The organism is Paucilactobacillus suebicus DSM 5007 = KCTC 3549 (assembly GCF_001434475.1).
Lineage (GTDB): Bacteria > Bacillota > Bacilli > Lactobacillales > Lactobacillaceae > Paucilactobacillus > Paucilactobacillus suebicus.
Window position 1 is genome coordinate 58,342 of sequence record NZ_AZGF01000007.1, and the last position, 21,142, is coordinate 79,483.

Genomic DNA, 21,142 nt, shown 5'->3' on the forward strand with positions numbered 1-21,142 from the left:
ATAACAATTTGAAAATTTCTAACCCAATTTCTTCAAATCATAAATATATTGATATGTGGCTTCGTTAATGATATAAGCGACATCCAAGTGTAGTTTGTCACTGTAAATCCAGGCGTCAGTGACTAAAAACGCCTGATTTGCATCTTTATAACACTTTATTTCTTGTTTATCACCGTATTCTTTTAATTTTCCATTCAGTAATTGTCTAATTTGATTAAGAAGAATGCCATTACTGTTTTTACTAATATCAAATTGATATTCAAATGCCATCACACCTTTTCCCCACACGTCAGCCACAGTTTCAGACTGTTTAAATTTCATTTCGGGTCCCGTCAATATCTGGCTCTCCACAAGCACAGGAAGACACGCTACCATTGCCTTATCAGTCATCTGCTCAGCATCATTTCTAACAATTATTGTGGCATGTTTAGCGATTTCTCGTCTAATAATTTGATAAACTAAAATCGCAACGATTACGGCTAGAATAACGATAATTGTAAATAGCATCCTCAACACCTCGCCTTTTTAAATAAGCATACCATTGTCATCTTTTGAATGAAAATAAAATGTGAATGATAGATATAATTTCATAGATCGGCCTGATGTGATAGAATTAAGGTTATCAACTAAACAACTACTAGTAAGGAGTCGTTAATCTTATGATTTATAAAGTCTACTATCAAGATACAAAAGTACGTAACCCAAAGAGAGAAAACACTCATTCACTTTTTTTGGATGAACAAACTCTTTCTGCTGCGAGAGAGACTGCTGAAAAAAATACAGACATCAATGTTGAGTACATTGAAGAGTTATCTGAAGAAGCGCTAAACTATGAGAAGCAAAATCCAGATTTCAAGATATCAAAATTTTAGTTTTTAATTGAAAAGCCAGACAGTTTAAGTTTAAACTGTCTGGCTTTTTTTAACATCAATGTTTTAGATTATATCGATATCATTGGGAAATCTTTAAAGATTCCTGTATAATATAATCATCTGTTTTTTGTGGAGGAAATACTGTCCATGCATTTTGCAATTATATTAAATGAATTCGCTGGAAGCGGCAATGCTCAAAACGTCTGGGAGAAACAAATCAAACCGGAACTTGAGAAAGGGCAAGTTGACTACCAAGTTAAATCAACACAGCACCCTGGCCATGCTGAATACTTAGCAGAACAATACATCAAATATTCTACTGATCATGAGCACATAGTCATCCTTGTTATTGGTGGCGATGGAACACTCCATCAGGCACTTAATGGATCAATGAAGGCTACTGAAGGCACCAACGAAAAAATACCGTTGGCTTATATACCTGCTGGGTCTGGCAACGATTTCGCGCGTGGTATCAAAATGTCAGCCAAGCCTTTAATCGCACTAAGACAGGTACTCGATTGTCAAAAACCAAATACCATAGACATTGGTAATTTCTCCGAAAATATCAAAAATGAAACTGGATATTTCATCAATAATATTGGTATCGGTTTTGACGCAGCAATTGTCAGTCGAACTAATGCATCAGCGCATAAAAAAAGTTTTAATAAGTTTCACGTTGGTTCGTTATCCTATATGGCATCGATTATCAGCGTGCTTTACAATCAGGAACCTTTTCAACTCATGGTAAGGATCGGTCAACACAGAGATTTATATCAGAATGCGTTCTTGGTTACAACATCCAATCATCCTTACTTCGGTGGTGGCGTCAGAATCTTACCTAATGCGAATGTTCATAGTGGTGAGTTGGAGCTCATAGTAATCGAAAGAAAAAATTGGCTCATTCTTCTTTGGCTAGGAATCCTTTTACTTTTTAAAAGACATCTTAGGTCTCACTGGGTTCATTATTACAAGGCTAAAGAAATTCAGGTGACCACCACATCTTTAGAATTTGGTCAAATTGATGGAGAAGAGCTTGGTAATCGTTTCTATGATCTTCAGATGAAAATATCTAAGTATCCTTTTTGGATTGATACTTCCATAAAATAAAAAACAGCCTCAGTCAGTGTATTCCGACAAAGGTTGTTTTTTTAATCTTCTGACGCCTCCATGGCGTCCAGAATCATCCGCAGTTGGCTACACTTCTCACGTAAATCGTTCATTGCTTTGCCATACCGCGGTTTTATTGTAATGGTTGCAGTAATTTTCTGCCCATCAGCCTTCTTAGCTTCTTTGTGACAAAGCCGAGTTAGTTCATTTTGAGCATCAGCTAATTCTTGCTGAATCTCAAATTTGTTACTCACCTCGAACACTCCCCTTAACAAGTAAAGTATTAAAAGCAAATTCAAATTTGCAATATCGAATATAACACCATTTACGAATAAAGTTAACTAATTAGGCGTTACAAATATATTACACAAAAAAAAGAGCCACAAACCACTGATATATCAGTAACTTGGTTGACTCTTCTAATCAAATTTTTATTTAACAGTACCAGCAAATGATGGTTCAAAATACTTGCTAATTGTTTGGATTTGAACGTTTTCACCAGTTTTTGGTGCCGCAACATACTGATTATTACCAATATAAATTGCATCATGGTAAGTAGCACCTGAAGAACCCCAGAATAAAATATCACCTGGTTGGGCACTTGCAACAGAATGCTTAGTAACGTATGCTTCCTGAGCGACAGTGTTGTGTGGCAAACTAATACCATCAGCGTGCAAATACACATACTGAACCAAACCTGAACAGTCCATGCCGCTTAACGAACTGCCACCCCACACATATGGAATGCCAGCACTAGCAAGTTTAACAGCTAAACTTACAACTGATCCAGATTGTAGATTTGAAGACGTGCTTGCACTTGAGCTACTTTGACTGGTTGCAGTTGCAGAACTAGCGTTAGATGCAGTGGAAGTGCTAGTTGCCGTTGAAGATGCAGTACTTGAGGCTGCTACAGAACTAGCAGAACTTGTGGAAGCAGCCGCAGCTGTACTACTTTGTGTACTTGTGGAAGCGGTACGGTAAGTAGCATCTACTCGCGTAATCGTTTGTGCTGAAGTTGATGCGGTGTTTGAAACTGCATTACTGCTTGCGGAAGAAACCGTAGCCGTAGATGTTGAGCTACTTGCAGCCACTGTGGATACAGCAGTCGAACTACTACTTGCAGCCACCGTGGATGTTGCCGCACTCGAAACATCACTAGTAGAGGAAACTGAAGAACTAACAGCCGAACTAGCAACTTGACTTGTAGATTCAACGTTCGCAGATACCGCACTCGCGGTGCTATCACTAGCAGTAGTCGAAGTTGGTGCAGTAGAAGTTGGTGCAACGCTAGCTGCAGAAGCAGCATTACCGGTCAACTTCAATTGCTGGCCGACTACCAGTAAATTACTGTTCTTGATGCCGTTAATTGAAACAAGCTTATCAACAGAAATGCCAAAACGACTAGCAATTGCTGAAAGTGTATCACCACTTTTAACTGTATAACTGCTAGGTACAGCTGTTGAACTTGACGCAGCAGATGAGGCCGCACTTGAAGTACCAGGCAAGTTCAATGTTTGACCAGCATAAATTAAATCAACAGTTGAACTGATCTTCTTAACGTTTTGATTGCTAGTTTCTAAATCATTAACCGTCACACCATATTTCTGAGAAAGTCCCCAAATGGTATCACCATTCTTAACTTTTACAGTGTCCGCGTGGGCCGTTTGTGCACTAACCGCAAATAGGCCAAGTGCCCCCACAGTTCCTAATAATGCTCCCTTAACATAATGGTTCGTTTTTTTATTTGAATTACCCAAATGAGAGTCTGACATGCAATTCCACTCCTTAAAAAGTCGTTTGTAAAATAAAATTTTAAGCAATAATAATAATCTTAATAATAAAGCAAGGATAACATGATATTTGTATCATGAAAACACTTAACCACGTAATACAAGTGAATGTACAAAAACTAAAAAATAAAATTGTATAATACAATTTGCTACCAATGCTATAATTTTAAGTGCATTATAATTTTTGATTGATTTTTATTACAAGTTTGTTACATATCAATTTTGTGTCATAGTTATGTGTTCTTCATCGTGGACAATTGCAATTGAATTCCTTTTAAGAGTTAAAATACTGTGTTGTTGGTTACCAAATTGTTTATAAAATTGATCTTTCGAAACAGTATCTGTTGCACTCGCTTCACCCTTTTTCATTGCGTCCTTTGATGAATAAGTACTTGCAATTACCTGTTCTGGAATGCACGTTATTTTGTTGCCATCCCTGGTATACCCACCTGTATATGTTCTTGTCCAGCACTGACTAACTGTGTTTTCTTCTATTAATTTATATTGATGGTTTGCTTTAAATTGAAATTTTACCGTCACACTTTGATTATTTGGATATTTTTTAACTCCCGACCACTTGCCTTTGGGATGAACAACCGTTATTTTGCTTGATTCTTCACTACTACTACTTGATGAATCAAAACGTGAATTCCCATGATTAAATAAGATAACGCTGGCCCCTGCAATAACAATTGCAATCACTACGACAATTAAAATGATCCTTTTCTTTTTCAATTAAAAATCTCCTAACAATTATTACTAATATTCATTCTACAGCAAAATTATTCTACCGATAAAAAATTTAGCTCTTAAATTAATAATATTTTAGATCCTACTCGTAAATTTATTATCGCTGTCGTATCAACAAATTGATGTATACAAATGAATTAATTGCACGTATCAATTAAATGCAATTATAAATATATCTGCTTTTGATAGTTGACTTTACCTGCAATAGTCCTTAAAGTAAAAGCATATTAAAATTAAATGAGAAATACGTTGATTAGGTTAGTAGCCTAACGGATTACGCAAAGAGAGCCTTCATTTGAGTGAAAGAAGGACGAGTTCGTTAGTTGAAGATCTCCTATGAGTGCATCTCTTCATTAAATTGATAAGATGCTGGCCACCCCATTACAGGTGATTGATATTATATATAGATAAAATCAATCTGAGACGTCATCAGAGATGATGATGTGAATCAAGGTGGTAACACGTTCAAGACGTCCTTCATAAGGCGTCTTTTTTTGTTTCCATTTAATAATCCCATAAAAAGGAGGATAGATACAAATTTAGTACATAAGGTCTACATACATAGAAAATCATTTATTGGAGGAATACATATTATGACAAATACCTTAGGAAACTTAACAGAAAAAGAAAACAGATTCGCTCAAACACTTTTTGACGCACTTCAAAGTCAGCATAAACTCACAGAAAGTAATTACGCTAACAATGTCACGGATGATGATTCGGCTTATCGTGTACAATACAAACTCACTCAACTAAAAAACGAAAATGTTGGTGGATATAAAGTCAGCCTTACTAGTAAACAAACACAAGACATGTTTGACGCGGATTCACCTTTATATGGTGCTGAAGTTGATCACCAATGGTTGAAATCTCCAGCACAATTTCACTTGTCAGATTTAATGGAACCTCTCGTAGAAGTGGAATTGGTATTTACCGCTACCGTTGATTTGTCACCAAACGATTCAACCAATGATCTGCTACGCAAGACAACAGTTGCTCCGGCCTTAGAAGTACCGGATGCTCGATTTTTGAATTGGTTTCCATCACTTTCAAAGCATATGGTAATGGCTGATAATGCGGTAGCTGGCCGTGTTGTATATGGTGAACAAAAAGATACGTCAAATATGAGTGTTGATAGTCTTAGTAACGTTCAAGCCGAATTAAAACTTGATGGCAATGCACTTTGCAAAAGGTGATTCCAGTGAAGTGCTAGGTAACCCTTTAAAATCACTTCAATGGTTGGTTAAAAAATTAGACAGCCAGGGACTGAAACTAAAAGCCGGTCAGCATGTATCTAGCGGAACATTTATCTTGCCACCACACTTAGAAAAAGGCCACTACACTTGCGATTTTTCCAATGGATTTGGCTCAGTAGATTTAACAGTGGAATAATTTTAATCATGCAAGGTGTGCATCTTAAATCACTATAATTGTGCCTAATCTCCATAATTGATGATTTTATTACCAACTGATAAATTATTTTTAAAACATAAGATAAACTAGTTGCTAATTCTCCGTTTATTGATGTAAACTAAGTCCTAAATCATAAGGAGAAGGTGATTATATGGTTCACCTATATTTTCATACTAATGATCCCTCAAAACGTAAAGCTGTAAAATGGTTAGCGGAACATGATATTGATTTAGAACAACGCAATATTGAAAACGAACCGTTATCAAAAGATGAAATTATTCACCTGTTTTCATTATCTTTAGATGGAACTGATGAATTGATTTCTAAACGCTCAAGAGACACTAAGGCTTTAAATATTGATCCGGATCAGATGACAATGAACCAGTTGACTGATGCCATCTCAAACACTCCGCATATTCTAAAGAACCCGATTATTTTTGATAAACATAAACTAGTCACAGGTTTTGACTTGGAAAAAATTGGTGCTTTTGTACCAAAAAAATTGCGGAAGCTTGAATTATCAGCATTATTCGCAAAGCTAAATCCAGCGAAGAACAACCAAAATATTACACTTGCATAGAATTTATTTAGAGATTAAGACGTGGTTCGTCTTAGTCTCTATTTTTTTAAATAACTAACGTAAAAGACACGGAAAATATCTTTTCCCGTGTCTTTTACGTTAGTTATTTAAACTGGCTATTCAACTGGTTCCCATGAATAATGAGCTCGCTGGCCACCAATCAACTTGGGCCTGCTTTTCAAATATGTCACATGAGCTAAGCCAACCTCTTTTACTGATGTCCGCACCGGAATCTGTACAAATTTAACATGCATTCCGATCGATGTATCTCCAATATCAATTCCACCTGCCGCAATTACATGTTCGACTTCAACAGGATCATTGAATTTTTCATACGCCGCCACTTGTGTTCCTCCACCAGCATTTAATGCGGGAAATACAGTAACTTGTTCGAATCCACGTTCATCAGCTTCTGTACGTTCCATTAAAAGCGCCCTGTTTAAATGCTCGCACCCTTGGACCGCCAAATGCAATCCACGTTGCTGAATCAATGGTAAGATCACATCAATCACCATGCGACCAACTTCAATTGAAGAATGCTTACCAATCTTATGACCTTGAATTTCACTAGTACTGGATCCAAGTACAATCAGTGAATCCTTAGGAAAATTAGCATCATCAAAAAACTCAGTTACTCCCCTTTGTAACTGTTCCCGACTTTCCTCTAAATTAAATTCACTCGTTACAATCACCCTCTATAATCTCTAAGTTTGTTCTATATTTTAGCACTTTCGTTGTCTGAACTCACAAATAATGAATCGACAGGTTCATTATTATGAATTCTAACAATTGCTTGGCCTAATAATGAAGCAACGGACAGTTCGACTAATTTAGGCCCCTTTTTATCCTCAGGAATGTCAATAGAATCTGTAACGATTATCTTTTTAATCGGTGCCTCATTGACTTTATCCATGGCATTACGTGAAAACACACCATGAGTTGCACAAGCATATACTTCACTAGCACCAAAATTTTTAAGTGCAGTTGCAGAAACCGCCATGCGGACTCCAGTATCAACGATATCATCAATTAATATTGCTATCTTGTCTTGAACATCACCAATCACATACTTGGGCACAGATTCGGTTTTGCGTTCAATTTCTTCTGGACTGCGATTATCGATAATCGCAATTGGTGCTTTGAGGATTTCAGCAAATTTACGAGCACGTGTAACACCAGCATGATCAGGTGCAACGACAACGATGTTATCCGTTAATTTTTGGTTGTAAAAATAGTTTGCAAGTAATGGAGCGGCTAACAAATGATCTACTGGAATATCAAAGAATCCTTGAACTTGTGCCGCGTGGAGATCTAAAGTAATAGCTCGATCAACTTGATCAGTTTCCAGTAATGATGCAATCAATTTAGCCGTGATAGGTTCACGTGATCTTGCTTTGCGATCCTGTCTTGCGTACCCATAATAGGGAATAATAACATTAATAGTATTGGCACTCGCACGCCGAAGAGCATCCACCATAATGAGCAACTCCATAATGTTTGTGTTTACTGGATCAGATATTGATTGGATGACATATACTTCACATCCACGGACACTTTCGTTAATCGTAATCTGAATTTCCCCATCCGCAAATTGTTTAATGGATGCATCACTTAATGGAATGCCTACTTCTTTAGCCACTGATTCAGCTAAGGGCCGATTTGAATTAAGTGAAAAAAGTTTTACATGCGAAGCATTTTTAATTCCCGCCATCATTAATATCTCCCGAATTTTATTTTTCAATCCATTATCGCAACATTTGGCAATAAGTGCAAGCTGATCTACTTTTCATTTACCACAACTTCAAAATCCGCAGGCTTAGTACCATGCATTCCGATCATCGGATCAATTTTTCCATTTGCGATTAAATCTGTAGTTAAAGTATGATCTTTTTCTTGATCAACATTTTCTGTTGATTCTGTAGTTTTGTCTTTTGACACCTTGTTCGAATCATCCACCGTCACATTAGGCATTCTTTCGCCGCTAAACGTTTCTGAAAGACGTTGTAATAAGGAAGTTTGTCGGTTAACAGCCTCATTTTTAATACAATCAGCAAACGATTGCGGATCACCAAGAAGAATCAGCTTATTTTTAGCACGCGTAATTGCTGTATACAACAGATTTCTTTGCAGCATTCTACTAAATTGTGGCACCATTGGCAAAATGACCATATCAAACTGGCTGCCTTGTGACTTGTGGATTGAAATACAATATGCCAATTTAAGTCTCTGCCACTCATTTCTAGAATAAGTGACTTCGGTTTGATCAAATCTAATTGTCATTTGATCAGTTTTAGGACTACCTGGTTTTTTTGTCTTAAGTTCCAAACCTACGATCGTTCCTATATCACCGTTAAAAACATTGTTTTCTGGAGAATTAACCAGATGCAATACTTTATCACCAATACGAAAATGCTGGTCTCTAAATTCAACTTCTTTAGTCTTCGAATCTTTAATTGGATTAAAGATATTTTGAGACAGGTCATTAATACGATTAATTCCCGCACTACCCTTGTACATTGGAGCTAATATTTGAACTTGTTCTGCACTAAAATTCCGTTTTTTCGCCTTAACAATAATTTGGTCAATTACACCTGCAACTTGATCAGCTCGACATTTAATAAATGAGCGGTCAGAGTATGATTTTGTCATATCTGCAGGCACCTCACCTGTTTTAATGGCGTGGGCCAGCGGAATAATCGATGATTCTGCCGATTGACGATAAATGTGATTAAGTTCAAGTTTCGGTAATTGATCAAATTGTAGTAAATCGTAAAACACTTGACCCGGTCCAACTGATGGAAGTTGATCTTTATCGCCAACTAAAATTACTTGCATCGTGCTGGGAACTGACCTAAGCAGCGTCTTAAATAATAGAGTATCGACCATCGAAAGCTCATCCACAATGAGTAGTGCCCCTTCAAGATCACTTGCATTCATGTCCGTGGGCATCTCTCTGCCGTTCAAACCAAGTAATCTATGAATAGTACTTGCGGGTAATCCTGTTGTTTCACTCATTCGTTTGGCTGCTCTTCCAGTCGGCGCGGCTAACAAAATTGGAAATGGTCGATCTTTATATTCATTAATATCTAAAGAATATTCGTGTAGTTGAGCAAAAGCGGCAACAATGCCATTAATAATCGTTGTTTTTCCAGTACCAGGACCACCTGTTAATAGGAATACCCTAGATTTCAGTGCTCCTACCATTGCCTCAGTCTGTGATTCATCGTAGTCAATATCAAGTTGTCCCTCGATTTTGCTGATTGTCTTCTGAATATCTTTTTCATCTATATCAATTGGCTGATCAGCAACCAGTCTGTGAAGATGTTCAGCAATTTGCCATTCACCACTAAACAGTGCACTTGGATAAATCTTCCCATCTTGCCCGACAACTTGATTGTCTTTTGCAAGCTGTACTAACTCATCAGCTACTTTTTGCGGCTCAATCCTAACACTTTGACTACTTTCCAACATGTCGAGTGCATTTCCAAGCAGCGGTTCCATGAAGGTATATGTATCCCCACTTTGCATTGTCATTTCATCTAAAGCCTGTAAAATCCCCGCTGCTAATCTTCTTGGATCATCGACGCTAATGCCCAATTGTTGAGCAACTTGATCAGCTCGTCTAAAGCTAATCCCGTCAATTTCCTGTGCTAACTGATACGGATTTTGGTGGATTACCTCTATAGTCTGTTCGCGATAACGTTCAAAAATTGCAGTTGCAAGTGAACTACCAAAACCAAAATCATTTAATCCAATGATAATTTCATCCATTCCTTGATTGTCGCTGAGATTGTCAACCAACGTCTGAACAATTGCCGGTCTTAATCCTAGTGGTGACAAAACTGATGAATCATTCACAATTTTTTTAACCGCATCCGTACCTAATAAATCAACAATTCGCTCGGCAGTTTTCTTGCCAACACCTTTGAATTGCTCCCCAGATAGAAAACTGATTAATCCCTCTCGAGTGGTCGGCTCAGCACGATGATAATTGATCGATTGAAATTGTTGTCCATATTTAGGGTGATCCACTAGTTTCCCTTCAAACCGATAAAGTGCATCATCATCAACATCCCCAAAATTTCCAGTTGTAACAATTTCATCCTCAGGCCAATCAAAGTTACTTTCTTCAACATGAATTAACAATACCTTGTAAAAACTGTCAGGGCTTGCAAAAAAAGTCGTTACTACTTGTCCAATTAAAAAAGATGACTCAACGGGGTCATCAAATAAACTGATTGAATTATCCATTAGGCCATCTCCTTATATTTAGATATCATTACTGCTTTGGTCCCTTACGCAATGCCTTTTGAATGTCATCAATTTTACTCTCACTGCGTGAATAATAATCAGGATCCAACTGTTTTGCTTGGTTTAGATAATCCTTATATTCTTCACCAAGAACCATCGCAACTAGCCCACGGTTAAACTGCGTGTCTGCCCTACCGGGATGACGCTTCAAAATATCATCGTAGAAGTCTGCAGCTTGTTTGAAATTTCCTAACGCAAGAAGTGCATCACCCAAAACCTGGTTGATTTCAGGATCTTGTTTACGCAAATCATGTGCTGTTAATCCATACGCAACAGCTCGTTTGTAATCTTTCATTTGGACTAGGCTCTGTGCCATCATCAAGTACGCATCTGCTTTTAGTTTATCATCATTAATTTTGTTATAGAAATTAATAGCATCTTGGTATTTACCAAGCTCATAATATAAATTTCCTAAACCGTAACTTAGTAAATTAACGGCCTTTTTGTCATCTTTAAAGATCCCCAGTGCCTTCATAAACAGTTCCTCAGCCTGTTCATGGCTATTTAATCTTGTCAGTAACGTACCTAAGTCGTAATAATTTTGAACCTTGTCAGGATGTTCATCGATGGCTGTCACTAACTTACCAACCAATTTCTCAGACTGTTGTTTCTGAGCTTCACGATCAAAAGTTTCATTATTTTGTTTTGTCATTGCAATTCACCTCTTTAAATAGTATCAGTTGGATCATTTTGTGATCTGTTAAGATACGATGTTTCGTTCCACTTCACTAAATGATAACCATTTTGATCAGCATCAATAATCGTAGTTGATGTATTACTTAAGCCACCGCGATCTCTTAAATGTTCTATCGATACGCCTAACAACCCATTGATACCCGCATTCATTGCCGCTCCATGAGAGACTATGATCACATTTTTCTCGCCTTGGTTAGCCTGAACAATTTCGTCCACAGCATTTTTAAATCTAAACATTACCTGTTCAAAACTTTCTCCCTGAATTTCATCAGCATCGTATCTGTCTGGATGATTACGGAAAGCATCAAATGCTGTCGGGAACTGTTGTTTGACATCATTAAACAACATTCCCTCCATCTTACCAAGATCAAATTCGGATATACCGCTAACCAATGACAACGGAATGGATTTTCGCAATTGCGACCTTAAATAATTTGCAGTATCGCGTGCACGCTTAATTGGACTCGCATAGATATGTGCAAATGGTACACCCGATAACGATTTTGCTAATAATTTAATTTCCTGATAGCTTTCGTCAAGAAGTGGTGAATCTCCATGCATTCCTTGGTATCGCGACTCCAAATTCCACTTTGTTTTACCGTGTCGAACAAAATATAATCTAATCATCTTATCTTCCTTACCTAAATCAACTGATCCTATTATCCCAATATCAAGATTAATGTGCAACTTTATTTTAACACCAAATATAGGTCAATCTAGCTAGAAAGACCTCTTGTCTACAAAATGTAAACCAGAGGTCTCAAAAATTATTTTTTAAACATATTGCAAAGCACGAGTTTCGTTATATGCTTGGTCGATAATGGCACTGCCCAAGCACTCGTCACCATCATAAAAGACTACAGCCTGTCCCGGCGTGATCGCACGTGCAGGATCGTCAAATGACACTGTTACCGTCTGACCACCATTATCAAGATTAACAGTTACGCCAACGTCCTTTTGGCGATAGCGGAATTTCGCTGTACAGTGGAACGAATCTCCGTACTTAGCACTGATATCATCAACCCAGTGGATATCACTAGCATTTAGATGTGTAGCATAGAGATGCTCATTGTGGTAACCCTGACCAACGTATAGTACGTTTTTCTCTTGATCCTTACCAATGACAAACCAAGGATCATTGCTGGTACCGTTACCTCCAATACCAAGACCCTTACGTTGACCAATAGTGTAATACATGAGTCCAGTATGCTCACCCATGACATCACCGTCCAAAGTCATCATCTTTCCTGGCTTGGCTGGAAGATATGTGCTCAAGAAATCACGGAAATGACCCTTTTCACCAATAAAACAAATCCCAACGGAATCTTTCTTATCGGCAGTGGCTAATCCAGCATCCTTAGCAATTTGGCGCACTTCTGGCTTAGTTAATCCAGCAAGTGGGAACATCACTCGATCTAACTGCTCATGATCAAGCTGACTAAGGAAATAAGTTTGATCCTTATTTTGATCAGTTGCCCGCATAAGGTGCATCTGACCATCTTTATCACGTTGCAAATCAGCATAGTGCCCTGTGGCAATATAATCCGCTCCCAACTGATCTGCATATTCTAAAAAGGCTTTAAATTTAATTTCCTTATTGCAAATCACATCAGGATTAGGTGTTCGATCCTTTTTGTATTCATCGAGGAAATAAGTAAAAACCCTATCCCAATATTCCTTCTCAAAGTTGACGGAATAATATGGGATACCAATCTTAGACGCCACTTTCGCAACATCTTTATAGTCTTCGGTTGCGGTACAAACGCCGTTCTCATCAGTGTCGTCCCAATTTTTCATGAACACACCAACTACATCGTAGCCCTGCTGCTTAAGCAACAAAGCGACAACAGATGAATCGACGCCACCACTCATACCAACGACTACGCGAGTATGACTGTTGTCAGTCATGTCATCACCATCATTTCAAATAGATTCTGGAAAAATCTACGATTGAAGGTCGCAACAATCCAGTGCTTGCCATTATAACAAACTTAACTTTTATATGCACGCATTATAGTTTGACAAATACATCTCTATCAATCATTTCGTTTAGTATAAAGTGATATTGAGTTACAAATTCATCAGCGCGAGAGTGATTAAAAATATTGACCGATGCGGTTCCACTTGTATTCACTGTATCCATTTTAAATTCGTCTAAATCTGCATTAATAGTTATTTTTAATTTGGCAGCAGCATTAAATGGTGACGCTGTATCTAGTGAACCAACATAAACAAAGGCACCATGTCGTGTTGGATCAAATCCTAAATCTCTCAAAGTATATTTTTTAACATTAGGACTTATTTGATATATGTCACTATCGCCTTTTACTTGAACCTGCTTAGAAAATGCCATATTAATTTACCTCGCTCTTCTGACCAAGACGGGCCACAATTTTTGCAAGGGCATCAATAAACTTTGTAATCTGGTCACTAGTCGTATATCGACCAAAACTAATTCTAATTGACTCACCGATTCGAGGACTATCAGCTCCAAACATCGCCGTCAATACATGTGAAGGTTCAAGGTTGCCTGCGGTACATGCAGAACCACCAGAGACTGCAAAACCTGCCAAATCAAGATTTGTTTGAATAACATAAGTCGAAATGCCCTTAATCCAAATGTTAAAAACGTGATTTAACCGATCAGGTGCTACAACACCATTTACTTCAAAATCGATATTATTTTTCTTCAGTCCGTCACTAATTTGTTGTTTGAATTGAAAATACTTTGCCTGACGGTGATTTTTTTCGTCACTAGTCAAGACTGAAACTGCCTTTCCAAACGCAGCAATCGCAGGTACGTTCTCTGTTCCTGCTCGTCTCTTTGTTTCCTGATCCCCGCCCTTAACAAAACTCTGAAAATTAATTCCTTCTCTTCGATACAAGAAACCAATCATTTTAGGCCCGTTAATTTTGTGTGCAGATGTCGAAAGCATATCAATATGATCCGCATCGACATCAATGTCCAATAGACCATAAGTTTGAACAGCATCAGTATGAAACCATGCCTGATGATCCTTGAGAATTTCACCAATTTCATGGATCGGCATTCGACTACCAACCTCATTATTGCCCATCATTATTGAAACAAGGATTGTATCATCACGAAGTGCATTCTTAAAATCATCGATCGAGATTTCTCCGTGTTCATCAACGGGCAGGTAGGTAACGTCAAATCCCTTATTTTCCAAATAATGTAATGGCTTTAAAACTGCCTCATGTTCAACGGCAGTTGTAATAATATGCTTGCCCAATCCTTGTCTAGCTTCAGCAGTTTGCAAAATTGCCGTATTATCACTTTCACTGCCACCACTGGTAAAAATAATTTCGTTATCATGCGCGTTAATACTCTGTGCAATTGTATGACGTGCTTCATTCATCACCATTGCAGCTTGTCTGCCAAAACTGTATCCAGTGGATGCATTTCCAAAAACGTTCTGCATCTTATCCGTCATCTCGGCAATTACCTCCTCAGACATTGGAGTTGTTGCCGCATTGTCTAAGTAAATCTGTTCCAAAATTAAAACTCCTCTACTTTGCTTGAGCCGTGAAGAAATTTAACAGCATTTGAGCTGAGCGTTTTCCAGCTTCAATAATAAACTCATCAAAAGAAACTCCTGCATCTTCATCCCCTGTATCAGACATCGCTCTGACAACGACGTATGGTACACTGTGATCCGTTGCGACCTGGCCAACAGCTGCTCCTTCCATTTCACTAGAAAGCGCATCTGGAAAATTAGCCAAAATATTATTAATTGCCTCTTTGCTGGCAATAAACTGGTCTCCACTAACAATTAATCCTCTGGTGACCTTCAATCCTGTTTCTTTCCCAGCGTTAACAATTTGATTTCCCCACTTTTCAGACGCTTCAAAAACAGCAGGTTGTCCTGGCAACTGACCTGGCTTATAGCCAAAGGCAGTAGCATTAACGTCATGATAAGCTGTTGCAGACGACACAACAACATCTCCAACATGGAGTCCTTCTCCAATTCCACCTGCAGATCCAGAATTAATTACTACGTCTGCGCTAAATTCAACAATCAAATGTTCTGTCGTAATACCAGCTTCAACCTTACCAATTCCGGATTCGACCAACACAACAGATTGTCCTTTAATTGTTCCTTCAAAATAATTTTTACCGCCTAACACCGTCTTCTTTTCATCATCCAATGCAGCTATCAATTCCTTAATTTCTTCAGGCATTGCACAAATAATTCCAAACTTCATATCACTAATTCCAACTTTCATTAATTATCCAACAAAAAATAAAATCAAATATACAATCACGATTGCAACTACTAAACAAATAATAGCAATATTTAATTTATGTTTTAGCCTTTGAACCTTAAATTCAACCGTGCCAACGCCTGAACGTGAGGTTCTTACATCTTCATCATTTGGCTGATCATCCAAGTCAGTATTTTGATGATTACTTCGTCTCGTATTAAATTCATTACCCGACCTGGTCTCGTTTGGTTCATTTTCATCAATTTGATCTTCCGTAGGTTTATCCCGTTCATCCTTTGGTTGAATCCGACGTCTAAAGGAACCAACCCTTTTTTCTTGGGTTGGTTCCTGTTGTTCCTTATGTTGCCGACGATAAGCCTGCCGAGATAAAGGTTCTTGTTCTTGTTCATCTTTAGCCATTCAGTTCACCACGTAATTTCAATCCTTGCCAATAATATATTGCCATAATTGTTTTAGCATCATTAATCTCACCAGTAGCAATCATTTGGTTTGCTTGATTCAAACTAACATGGATCATTTGTAAATTTTCATCCTCATCTTGTGGTAACTCGTTTTCTACCGGTGACAACCCAGTTGCCAAATAAAGTGTCATATGTTCATCACAAAAGCCAACCGAGGTATAAAACGAACTAACCTCTGTAATTTTGTCTGCAGCCAACCTAGTTTCTTCATTTAATTCACGAATAGCTGCATGTAGTGCGCTATCATCACGACTATCCACCTTACCAGCGGGGATTTCAAGCGTTGCCTTATTAACGGCAGCACGCCACTGGCGCATCAATAACATCTCATTTTGATCATTAATAGCAAGCAGTGCAACCGCTGGCGCATGACGGACAATTTCACGTCTGGTTTTTTGCCCACTTGGCAATTGAACCTGTGCTAACTCCAAATCCATGACATATCCATGAAAAATCGTTTCGGAAGATAACCGCTTTTCTTCGAGTGACAAATCAAATGTTTCCTTTCTCTTGATCATCCACGACAGTTACATGGGCCGCTTGAGGTCCACGAACTCCCTGAACGACAACTAGTTCAACCTCTTGTCCTGGAACAAGCGTCCGCCTGCCTGTACCCTCAATACCACTAAAGTGAACAAACACATCCGGTTCATTTAGTACTTCAATAAACCCAAAACCTTTATGTTCATCAAAATTTTTTACACGTCCAAGCATTACCGATGGTCTCCTTACTGTTGAAGTTGCAAGCCAGCAACAAAGTCTTCGTAACTTTTCTGTTCGTCTGTTTCTTCTTTTACGGCATGAGAAAAATCACCATTCAATGCGTCTTCCAAAGAAAGGTTAACTGTCCGAACGAATGTTGCATTACCAATTAAATCAATATAGTCCTCACCACCGGCAATCTGGTGATGAACACGTGTTTTAACAATCCCGCCAGGATTTTGAACGGTTATCTCAGCATTATTGGCTACTTCATCACTATGAAGTAATACACTAACCAGACTTGATGCTGACATTGCAGTACCACAAGCATTAGTATATCCAACACCACGTTCAAAGGTCCGTACAAAAATATTGTTCTGGCCAATGATTCTAACAAAACTAACATTTACACCATCAGGAAAGACAGGGTTGTTACCATTATTTAGATAGCGACCTAGTTCTCCTAATTCGTCACTCTCTAATGTATCCTGATCTACAAAAGCAATCAAGTGAGGATTAGGCACTGCCACAGCGGTAAATTTAAGGTTGGTGTCTAATTCAGCAATTGCTTGATCCACTAAAGTATCTGCTCCATCATTAACGTGCATTTTCAAATCTTCAGCCTTAAAACTGACCGGTGCAATATGTGCCTGATAAGTAGCGACACCTTCAGCTAAATCTGGCATTTTAGCTACTGGCAAATCTGCTTCCATCGTTTGCACAGAAAATGACTGCTGCCGATTTTCTTCAGCCAAATAACGTGCTACACTTCGTAACCCGTTACCACACATGCTTGCCTCACTACCATCAGCATTAATCACACGCATTCTTCCAAGTGGTCCCTCATGGTCAGCCTTATCTACAAACAAGAGGCCATCGGCACCGTCAATGAGGCCGTTGTCACGGTCACAAATATTAATAGCTAGTTGTCTAAGTTCACTTTCACTCAACTGCTTATCCATTTTTTGAGCATCCAGCATATAAAAATCATTACCAGAACCGTGTACTTTTAATAATTCCATTTATCTTCACCCCATCTTGGCAAAAAAATACCAAGTAATTTTCATTACTTGGTATTCTACACCGTTAGTCTTTAAAAGTCATTCGTTCAGTATTAACATAACGTCGATTTAAATAAATTATGAAAAAAGGTTTATTTTTCCAATCCCTCATTCACGGTTTCAGGAAATTCCTCACGAACAATATGAGCACAACGCGCACATAACTGTGGATATGCTACGTCACTACCGACATCTTGTGTAGTCATTCGACAACGTTGACATACTTCACCCGCGGCCTTTGAAACTTTTAACGCAACACCATCGTTAAATTTCTCAGCGTCCGCAGGAGTTTCTTCAAGTGAAGACACATGTAAATCAGAAACCTCTAACCACTGTCGAACATTACCATCCATGCTGTTTAAAACGTCCTGGTTGGATTGCGATAGATATAGATCAAGTCTGGCTTCAAGAGATTTACCAATCAATTTTTCATTTCTGGCTTCTTCAAGCCCCTTAAGGACGTGAGTGCGAATTTCCATGAATGAATCCCACTTTTTAAGAAGTTCTTCTTCACCTTCATAGTGATCAACCTGAGGCATTTCTGCCAATTGAACAAATTCTTCAGGTTCCTTCAAATATTGCCAAATTTCTTCAGTCGTATGTGGCAATACTGGTGTCAAAAGCTTTGTCATGGTAACAAGTACCTTATAAAAGACTGTTTGCATTGAACGACGAGTTTTCGAATTTGCACCATCAATATACACAACATCCTTTGCCACATTCATGTAGAACGCTGAAAGTTCAGTTGTCACAAAATTCATTAACTGCTTATAAATATCAAGAAATTCATAATTATCAAAGTGTTTTTCCGTACTTTCAACAAATTCATTCAACTTTACAAGCATAAACTTATCTACAGATTCTAAATCATCATATTTAAGTGAATCTTTTTCAGGATCAAAATCAGTAGTATTCGCCAACAAGAACCGCATGGTATTACGGAACTTGCGATAGCTTTCGGAAACTTGCTTAAAGATTTCCATTGACACACGAACGTCGGCAGATGAATCAACGCTCATTACCCACAGACGAATGATTTCTGCACCCATTTGCTTAACAACCTTATTCGGTTCGATCGTATTACCAATAGATTTGCTCATCTTACGACCTTCGCCATCCAAGGTAAATCCTTGGGACAAGATTGACTTGTATGGCGCATGCCCTGATACTGCCACACTAGTAATCAAACTCGAGTTAAACCAACCACGATATTGATCTGAACCTTCCATGTACATATCTGAAGGATAAGTTAAGTTTTCACGTTCGGCCAACACTGCCTGATGTGAGGAGCCAGAATCAAACCAGACATCCATAATATCATTTTCTTTTGTAAACTTACCATTCGGTGAGTGTTCACTGGTGAATCCTTCAGGAAGTAAGTCTTTTGCTTCTCGATCAAACCAAACATTTGATCCATGTTCGGCAAACAAATCTGCAACATGATTGATCGTCTCTTCAGTCATAATTGCCGTACCATCTTCACCATAAAAAATTGGCAACGGAACACCCCAAACACGTTGACGAGATATTACCCAATCTCCACGGTCCTTAATCATGTTATGAAGTCGGACCTTACCCCAGCTTGGATAGAATTTAACATCATCAATGGCTGACAAAATTTCATCACGAATCTTGTCAACAGATGCAAACCATTGGTCAGTAGCACGGAAAATAATTGGTTTCTTCGTCCGCCAGTCAAATGGATAACTATGCTTGATTGGCATGTATTTCAGTAGTAATCCTTGATCCTTTAATTTGTCCAGAGAAATTTGGTTGGCATCATCATAGAATACACCCTCAAAATCTGGGCCTGCTTCCTTGGTTAAATAGCCTTGATCGTTCACTGGAACAAAGATATCTAAACCATATTGTTTGCCAACATAGTAGTCATCTTCACCAAAGCCAGGGGCAGTATGGACAAGGCCAGTACCTGCATCAAGCGTAACAAAATCGCCAAGCATTGTTACTAATTTCTTCTCTGGGAAAAATGGATGCTGCGCAGTAACACGATCAAGATCCTTACCCTTAACTGTCTTCAGGATTTTGACGTCTTCCCATTCAAACAGTTCAGCACATTTATTAACTAATTCTGCAGCTAAAACAAACTTCCGATCATCACCACTATGGGTAACAACTGCGTAGTCAAAGGTGGCATCAATAGTAATTCCTTCAGAACCGGGAATTGTCCATGGGGTAGTTGTCCAAACAACCATATAGGTATTGTCATCTAGCACACCCTTACCATCAACAACTTGTTCTCCATAAAAGGCAGATGGTGATGTAACGTCCTTGTAGTCAACCTCGGCTTCGGCAAGTGCTGATTCAGAAGACCATGACCAGAAAACGGGTTTTTTACCTCGATAAAGTAATCCGCGTTTAGCAAAAGCACCAAAAACACGCACCTGAGCAGCTTCGTACTCCTTTTGTAACGTTAGATATGGATTGTTCCATTCACCAGCTACACCTAAACGTTTAAAATCTTCACGTTGTTTATCAACTTGTTCTAACGCATACTTACGACATAGATCACGGAAATCAGATGTATTCATCTTTTTGCGATCGTATCCCATCTTAGTTAATTGCTGCTCAATTGGTAATCCATGAGTGTCCCATCCTGGAACGTATGGTGCACGGAAACCAGACATTGATTTATAACGAACAATAATATCCTTTGTAATTTTATTAAGCGCATGACCAATGTGGATATTTCCATTGGCATATGGAGGGCCATCATGAAGCACAAAGGTTGGTTTACCCTCATTCAATTTTTGACGTTGTTCGTATACTTTGTTTTCAGACCAGATATTTTGTCGTTCAACTTCTTTAACCGGCAAATTACCTCGCATTGGGAACTTAGTTTTACCTAAGTTCAATGTTTCTTTCACTCGCATAGTATTTTCCTCCTAAATTAATCATTGTATGTAGCGCTGATAATATGTTGAAAATAAAAAAGACCAAGTCCGCAAGGGACGAAGTCTTCGTGGTACCACCCAAATTCAGAATAAAAAAATATTCTCTTAAGTCATGAATTAACGGTGATGGACCGATCCAACCTACTAAAACTCAGTCAGATATTCAGAGATGATCTATTAATAACTTGGTCCTACCGATCTCACACCAATCACCGGCTCGCTTAAGGAATCGTATACTA

The 21,142-nt window shown here is 38.3% G+C and carries 21 protein-coding genes, 1 pseudogene and 1 other annotated feature (1 of these 23 cut by a window edge); of the genes and pseudogenes, 4 read left to right on the plus strand and 18 right to left on the minus strand.

What is annotated here, in order from left to right; all coding sequences use genetic code 11:
- Positions 1 to 18: 18 nt before the first annotated feature.
- Positions 19 to 507, minus strand: coding sequence for a hypothetical protein (locus FD16_RS04430; RefSeq protein ID WP_010622399.1), 489 nt, complete (start codon positions 505 to 507; stop codon positions 19 to 21).
- A gap of 152 nt (positions 508 to 659) precedes the next feature.
- On the opposite strand from FD16_RS04430, the gene FD16_RS04435 reads away from it, so the two are divergent.
- Positions 660 to 872 carry a DNA-directed RNA polymerase subunit epsilon gene (locus FD16_RS04435; protein ID WP_010622400.1) on the plus strand — a complete coding sequence of 71 codons (213 nt, stop codon included), beginning with the start codon at positions 660 to 662 and terminating at the stop codon, positions 870 to 872.
- Positions 873 to 1,019: 147 nt separating this feature from the next.
- Positions 1,020 to 1,979, plus strand: coding sequence for a diacylglycerol/lipid kinase family protein (locus tag FD16_RS04440; RefSeq protein ID WP_010622401.1), 960 nt, complete (start codon positions 1,020 to 1,022; stop codon positions 1,977 to 1,979).
- Positions 1,980 to 2,020: 41 nt separating this feature from the next.
- On the opposite strand, the gene FD16_RS04445 is transcribed toward FD16_RS04440, so the two are convergent.
- The 3 genes from FD16_RS04445 to FD16_RS04455 form a co-directional block, all read right to left on the minus strand.
- Positions 2,021 to 2,233 (minus strand): hypothetical protein, encoded by a 213-nt coding sequence (locus FD16_RS04445; RefSeq protein WP_010622402.1) that lies wholly within the window; start codon positions 2,231 to 2,233, stop codon positions 2,021 to 2,023.
- A gap of 177 nt (positions 2,234 to 2,410) precedes the next feature.
- A complete protein-coding gene (locus FD16_RS04450) occupies positions 2,411 to 3,751 on the minus strand; it encodes a LysM peptidoglycan-binding domain-containing protein (protein WP_010622403.1) in 1,341 nt (446 codons plus the stop codon).
- Positions 3,752 to 3,985: 234 nt separating this feature from the next.
- On the minus strand, positions 3,986 to 4,504 hold the full coding sequence (locus FD16_RS04455; RefSeq protein WP_010622404.1) for a hypothetical protein: 519 nt from the start codon (positions 4,502 to 4,504) through the stop codon (positions 3,986 to 3,988).
- A gap of 608 nt (positions 4,505 to 5,112) precedes the next feature.
- Between FD16_RS04455 and FD16_RS04460 the strand changes: the two are divergent.
- Together FD16_RS04460 and FD16_RS04465 are read left to right on the plus strand one after the other, a co-directional pair.
- Positions 5,113 to 5,911, plus strand: a pseudogene (locus FD16_RS04460) (2-keto-4-pentenoate hydratase).
- 172 nt (positions 5,912 to 6,083) lie between these two features.
- Positions 6,084 to 6,512: a Spx/MgsR family RNA polymerase-binding regulatory protein gene (locus FD16_RS04465; RefSeq protein WP_010622407.1), complete on the plus strand. Its 429-nt coding sequence runs from the start codon at positions 6,084 to 6,086 to the stop codon at positions 6,510 to 6,512.
- A gap of 116 nt (positions 6,513 to 6,628) precedes the next feature.
- On the opposite strand, the gene FD16_RS04470 is transcribed toward FD16_RS04465, so the two are convergent.
- The 14 genes from FD16_RS04470 to ileS form a co-directional block, all read right to left on the minus strand.
- Positions 6,629 to 7,204, minus strand: a complete 576-nt coding sequence (locus tag FD16_RS04470; RefSeq protein ID WP_010622408.1) for a TIGR01440 family protein — start codon at positions 7,202 to 7,204, stop codon at positions 6,629 to 6,631.
- Positions 7,205 to 7,227: 23 nt separating this feature from the next.
- Positions 7,228 to 8,223 (minus strand): ribose-phosphate diphosphokinase, encoded by a 996-nt coding sequence (locus tag FD16_RS04475; protein ID WP_010622409.1) that lies wholly within the window; start codon positions 8,221 to 8,223, stop codon positions 7,228 to 7,230.
- Positions 8,224 to 8,291: 68 nt separating this feature from the next.
- Complete coding sequence (gene recD2 / locus FD16_RS04480) at positions 8,292 to 10,763, minus strand: SF1B family DNA helicase RecD2 (protein ID WP_010622410.1); 2,472 nt, start codon at positions 10,761 to 10,763, stop codon at positions 8,292 to 8,294.
- Positions 10,764 to 10,791: 28 nt separating this feature from the next.
- Positions 10,792 to 11,475: a tetratricopeptide repeat protein gene (locus FD16_RS04485; RefSeq protein WP_010622411.1), complete on the minus strand. Its 684-nt coding sequence runs from the start codon at positions 11,473 to 11,475 to the stop codon at positions 10,792 to 10,794.
- 14 nt (positions 11,476 to 11,489) lie between these two features.
- Positions 11,490 to 12,146 (minus strand): histidine phosphatase family protein, encoded by a 657-nt coding sequence (locus FD16_RS04490; protein ID WP_029508393.1) that lies wholly within the window; start codon positions 12,144 to 12,146, stop codon positions 11,490 to 11,492.
- Between the two features lie 147 nt (positions 12,147 to 12,293).
- Positions 12,294 to 13,427, minus strand: coding sequence for a tRNA 2-thiouridine(34) synthase MnmA (mnmA, locus tag FD16_RS04495; protein WP_010622413.1), 1,134 nt, complete (start codon positions 13,425 to 13,427; stop codon positions 12,294 to 12,296).
- Between the two features lie 103 nt (positions 13,428 to 13,530).
- Positions 13,531 to 13,872 (minus strand): DUF1831 domain-containing protein, encoded by a 342-nt coding sequence (locus FD16_RS04500; RefSeq protein WP_010622414.1) that lies wholly within the window; start codon positions 13,870 to 13,872, stop codon positions 13,531 to 13,533.
- Position 13,873: 1 nt separating this feature from the next.
- A complete protein-coding gene (locus tag FD16_RS04505; RefSeq protein ID WP_010622415.1) occupies positions 13,874 to 15,037 on the minus strand; it encodes a cysteine desulfurase family protein in 1,164 nt (387 codons plus the stop codon).
- A gap of 13 nt (positions 15,038 to 15,050) precedes the next feature.
- Positions 15,051 to 15,746, minus strand: a complete 696-nt coding sequence (locus FD16_RS04510) for a 5'-methylthioadenosine/adenosylhomocysteine nucleosidase (RefSeq protein WP_029508394.1) — start codon at positions 15,744 to 15,746, stop codon at positions 15,051 to 15,053.
- A gap of 24 nt (positions 15,747 to 15,770) precedes the next feature.
- Complete coding sequence (locus tag FD16_RS04515; protein WP_010622417.1) at positions 15,771 to 16,166, minus strand: hypothetical protein; 396 nt, start codon at positions 16,164 to 16,166, stop codon at positions 15,771 to 15,773.
- Positions 16,159 to 16,719, minus strand: a complete 561-nt coding sequence (locus FD16_RS04520) for an NUDIX hydrolase (RefSeq protein WP_010622418.1) — start codon at positions 16,717 to 16,719, stop codon at positions 16,159 to 16,161. Before FD16_RS04520 ends, FD16_RS04515 begins: the two co-directional genes overlap by 8 nt.
- 1 nt (position 16,720) lies before the next feature.
- Positions 16,721 to 16,942, minus strand: coding sequence for a cold-shock protein (locus tag FD16_RS04525; RefSeq protein WP_010622419.1), 222 nt, complete (start codon positions 16,940 to 16,942; stop codon positions 16,721 to 16,723).
- Positions 16,943 to 16,956: 14 nt separating this feature from the next.
- Entirely contained in the window at positions 16,957 to 17,952 is a 996-nt protein-coding gene (gene dapF / locus FD16_RS04530) for a diaminopimelate epimerase (RefSeq protein ID WP_010622420.1), read from the minus strand.
- Positions 17,953 to 18,083: 131 nt separating this feature from the next.
- Positions 18,084 to 20,882, minus strand: coding sequence for an isoleucine--tRNA ligase (ileS, locus tag FD16_RS04535; protein WP_010622421.1), 2,799 nt, complete (start codon positions 20,880 to 20,882; stop codon positions 18,084 to 18,086).
- Between the two features lie 71 nt (positions 20,883 to 20,953).
- Positions 20,954 to 21,142, minus strand: a binding site (T-box leader) (it continues 27 nt past the right edge of the window).

What these genes read in the sequence shown, in the direction of transcription:
- recD2 (WP_010622410.1), bottom strand. Translation starts at nt 10,763, where the DNA reads ATGGATAATTCAATCAGTTTATTTGATGACCCCGTTGAGTCATCTTTT.
- FD16_RS04430 (WP_010622399.1), bottom strand. Translation starts at nt 507, where the DNA reads ATGCTATTTACAATTATCGTTATTCTAGCCGTAATCGTTGCGATTTTA.
- FD16_RS04515 (WP_010622417.1), bottom strand. Translation starts at nt 16,166, where the DNA reads ATGGCTAAAGATGAACAAGAACAAGAACCTTTATCTCGGCAGGCTTAT.
- FD16_RS04450 (WP_010622403.1), bottom strand. Translation starts at nt 3,751, where the DNA reads ATGTCAGACTCTCATTTGGGTAATTCAAATAAAAAAACGAACCATTAT.
- FD16_RS04510 (WP_029508394.1), bottom strand. Translation starts at nt 15,746, where the DNA reads ATGAAGTTTGGAATTATTTGTGCAATGCCTGAAGAAATTAAGGAATTG.
- FD16_RS04485 (WP_010622411.1), bottom strand. Translation starts at nt 11,475, where the DNA reads ATGACAAAACAAAATAATGAAACTTTTGATCGTGAAGCTCAGAAACAA.
- FD16_RS04500 (WP_010622414.1), bottom strand. Translation starts at nt 13,872, where the DNA reads ATGGCATTTTCTAAGCAGGTTCAAGTAAAAGGCGATAGTGACATATAT.
- dapF (WP_010622420.1), bottom strand. Translation starts at nt 17,952, where the DNA reads ATGGAATTATTAAAAGTACACGGTTCTGGTAATGATTTTTATATGCTG.
- FD16_RS04490 (WP_029508393.1), bottom strand. Translation starts at nt 12,146, where the DNA reads ATGATTAGATTATATTTTGTTCGACACGGTAAAACAAAGTGGAATTTG.
- FD16_RS04465 (WP_010622407.1), top strand. Translation starts at nt 6,084, where the DNA reads ATGGTTCACCTATATTTTCATACTAATGATCCCTCAAAACGTAAAGCT.
- FD16_RS04525 (WP_010622419.1), bottom strand. Translation starts at nt 16,942, where the DNA reads ATGCTTGGACGTGTAAAAAATTTTGATGAACATAAAGGTTTTGGGTTT.
- ileS (WP_010622421.1), bottom strand. Translation starts at nt 20,882, where the DNA reads ATGCGAGTGAAAGAAACATTGAACTTAGGTAAAACTAAGTTCCCAATG.
- mnmA (WP_010622413.1), bottom strand. Translation starts at nt 13,427, where the DNA reads ATGACTGACAACAGTCATACTCGCGTAGTCGTTGGTATGAGTGGTGGC.
- FD16_RS04435 (WP_010622400.1), top strand. Translation starts at nt 660, where the DNA reads ATGATTTATAAAGTCTACTATCAAGATACAAAAGTACGTAACCCAAAG.
- FD16_RS04475 (WP_010622409.1), bottom strand. Translation starts at nt 8,223, where the DNA reads ATGGCGGGAATTAAAAATGCTTCGCATGTAAAACTTTTTTCACTTAAT.
- FD16_RS04440 (WP_010622401.1), top strand. Translation starts at nt 1,020, where the DNA reads ATGCATTTTGCAATTATATTAAATGAATTCGCTGGAAGCGGCAATGCT.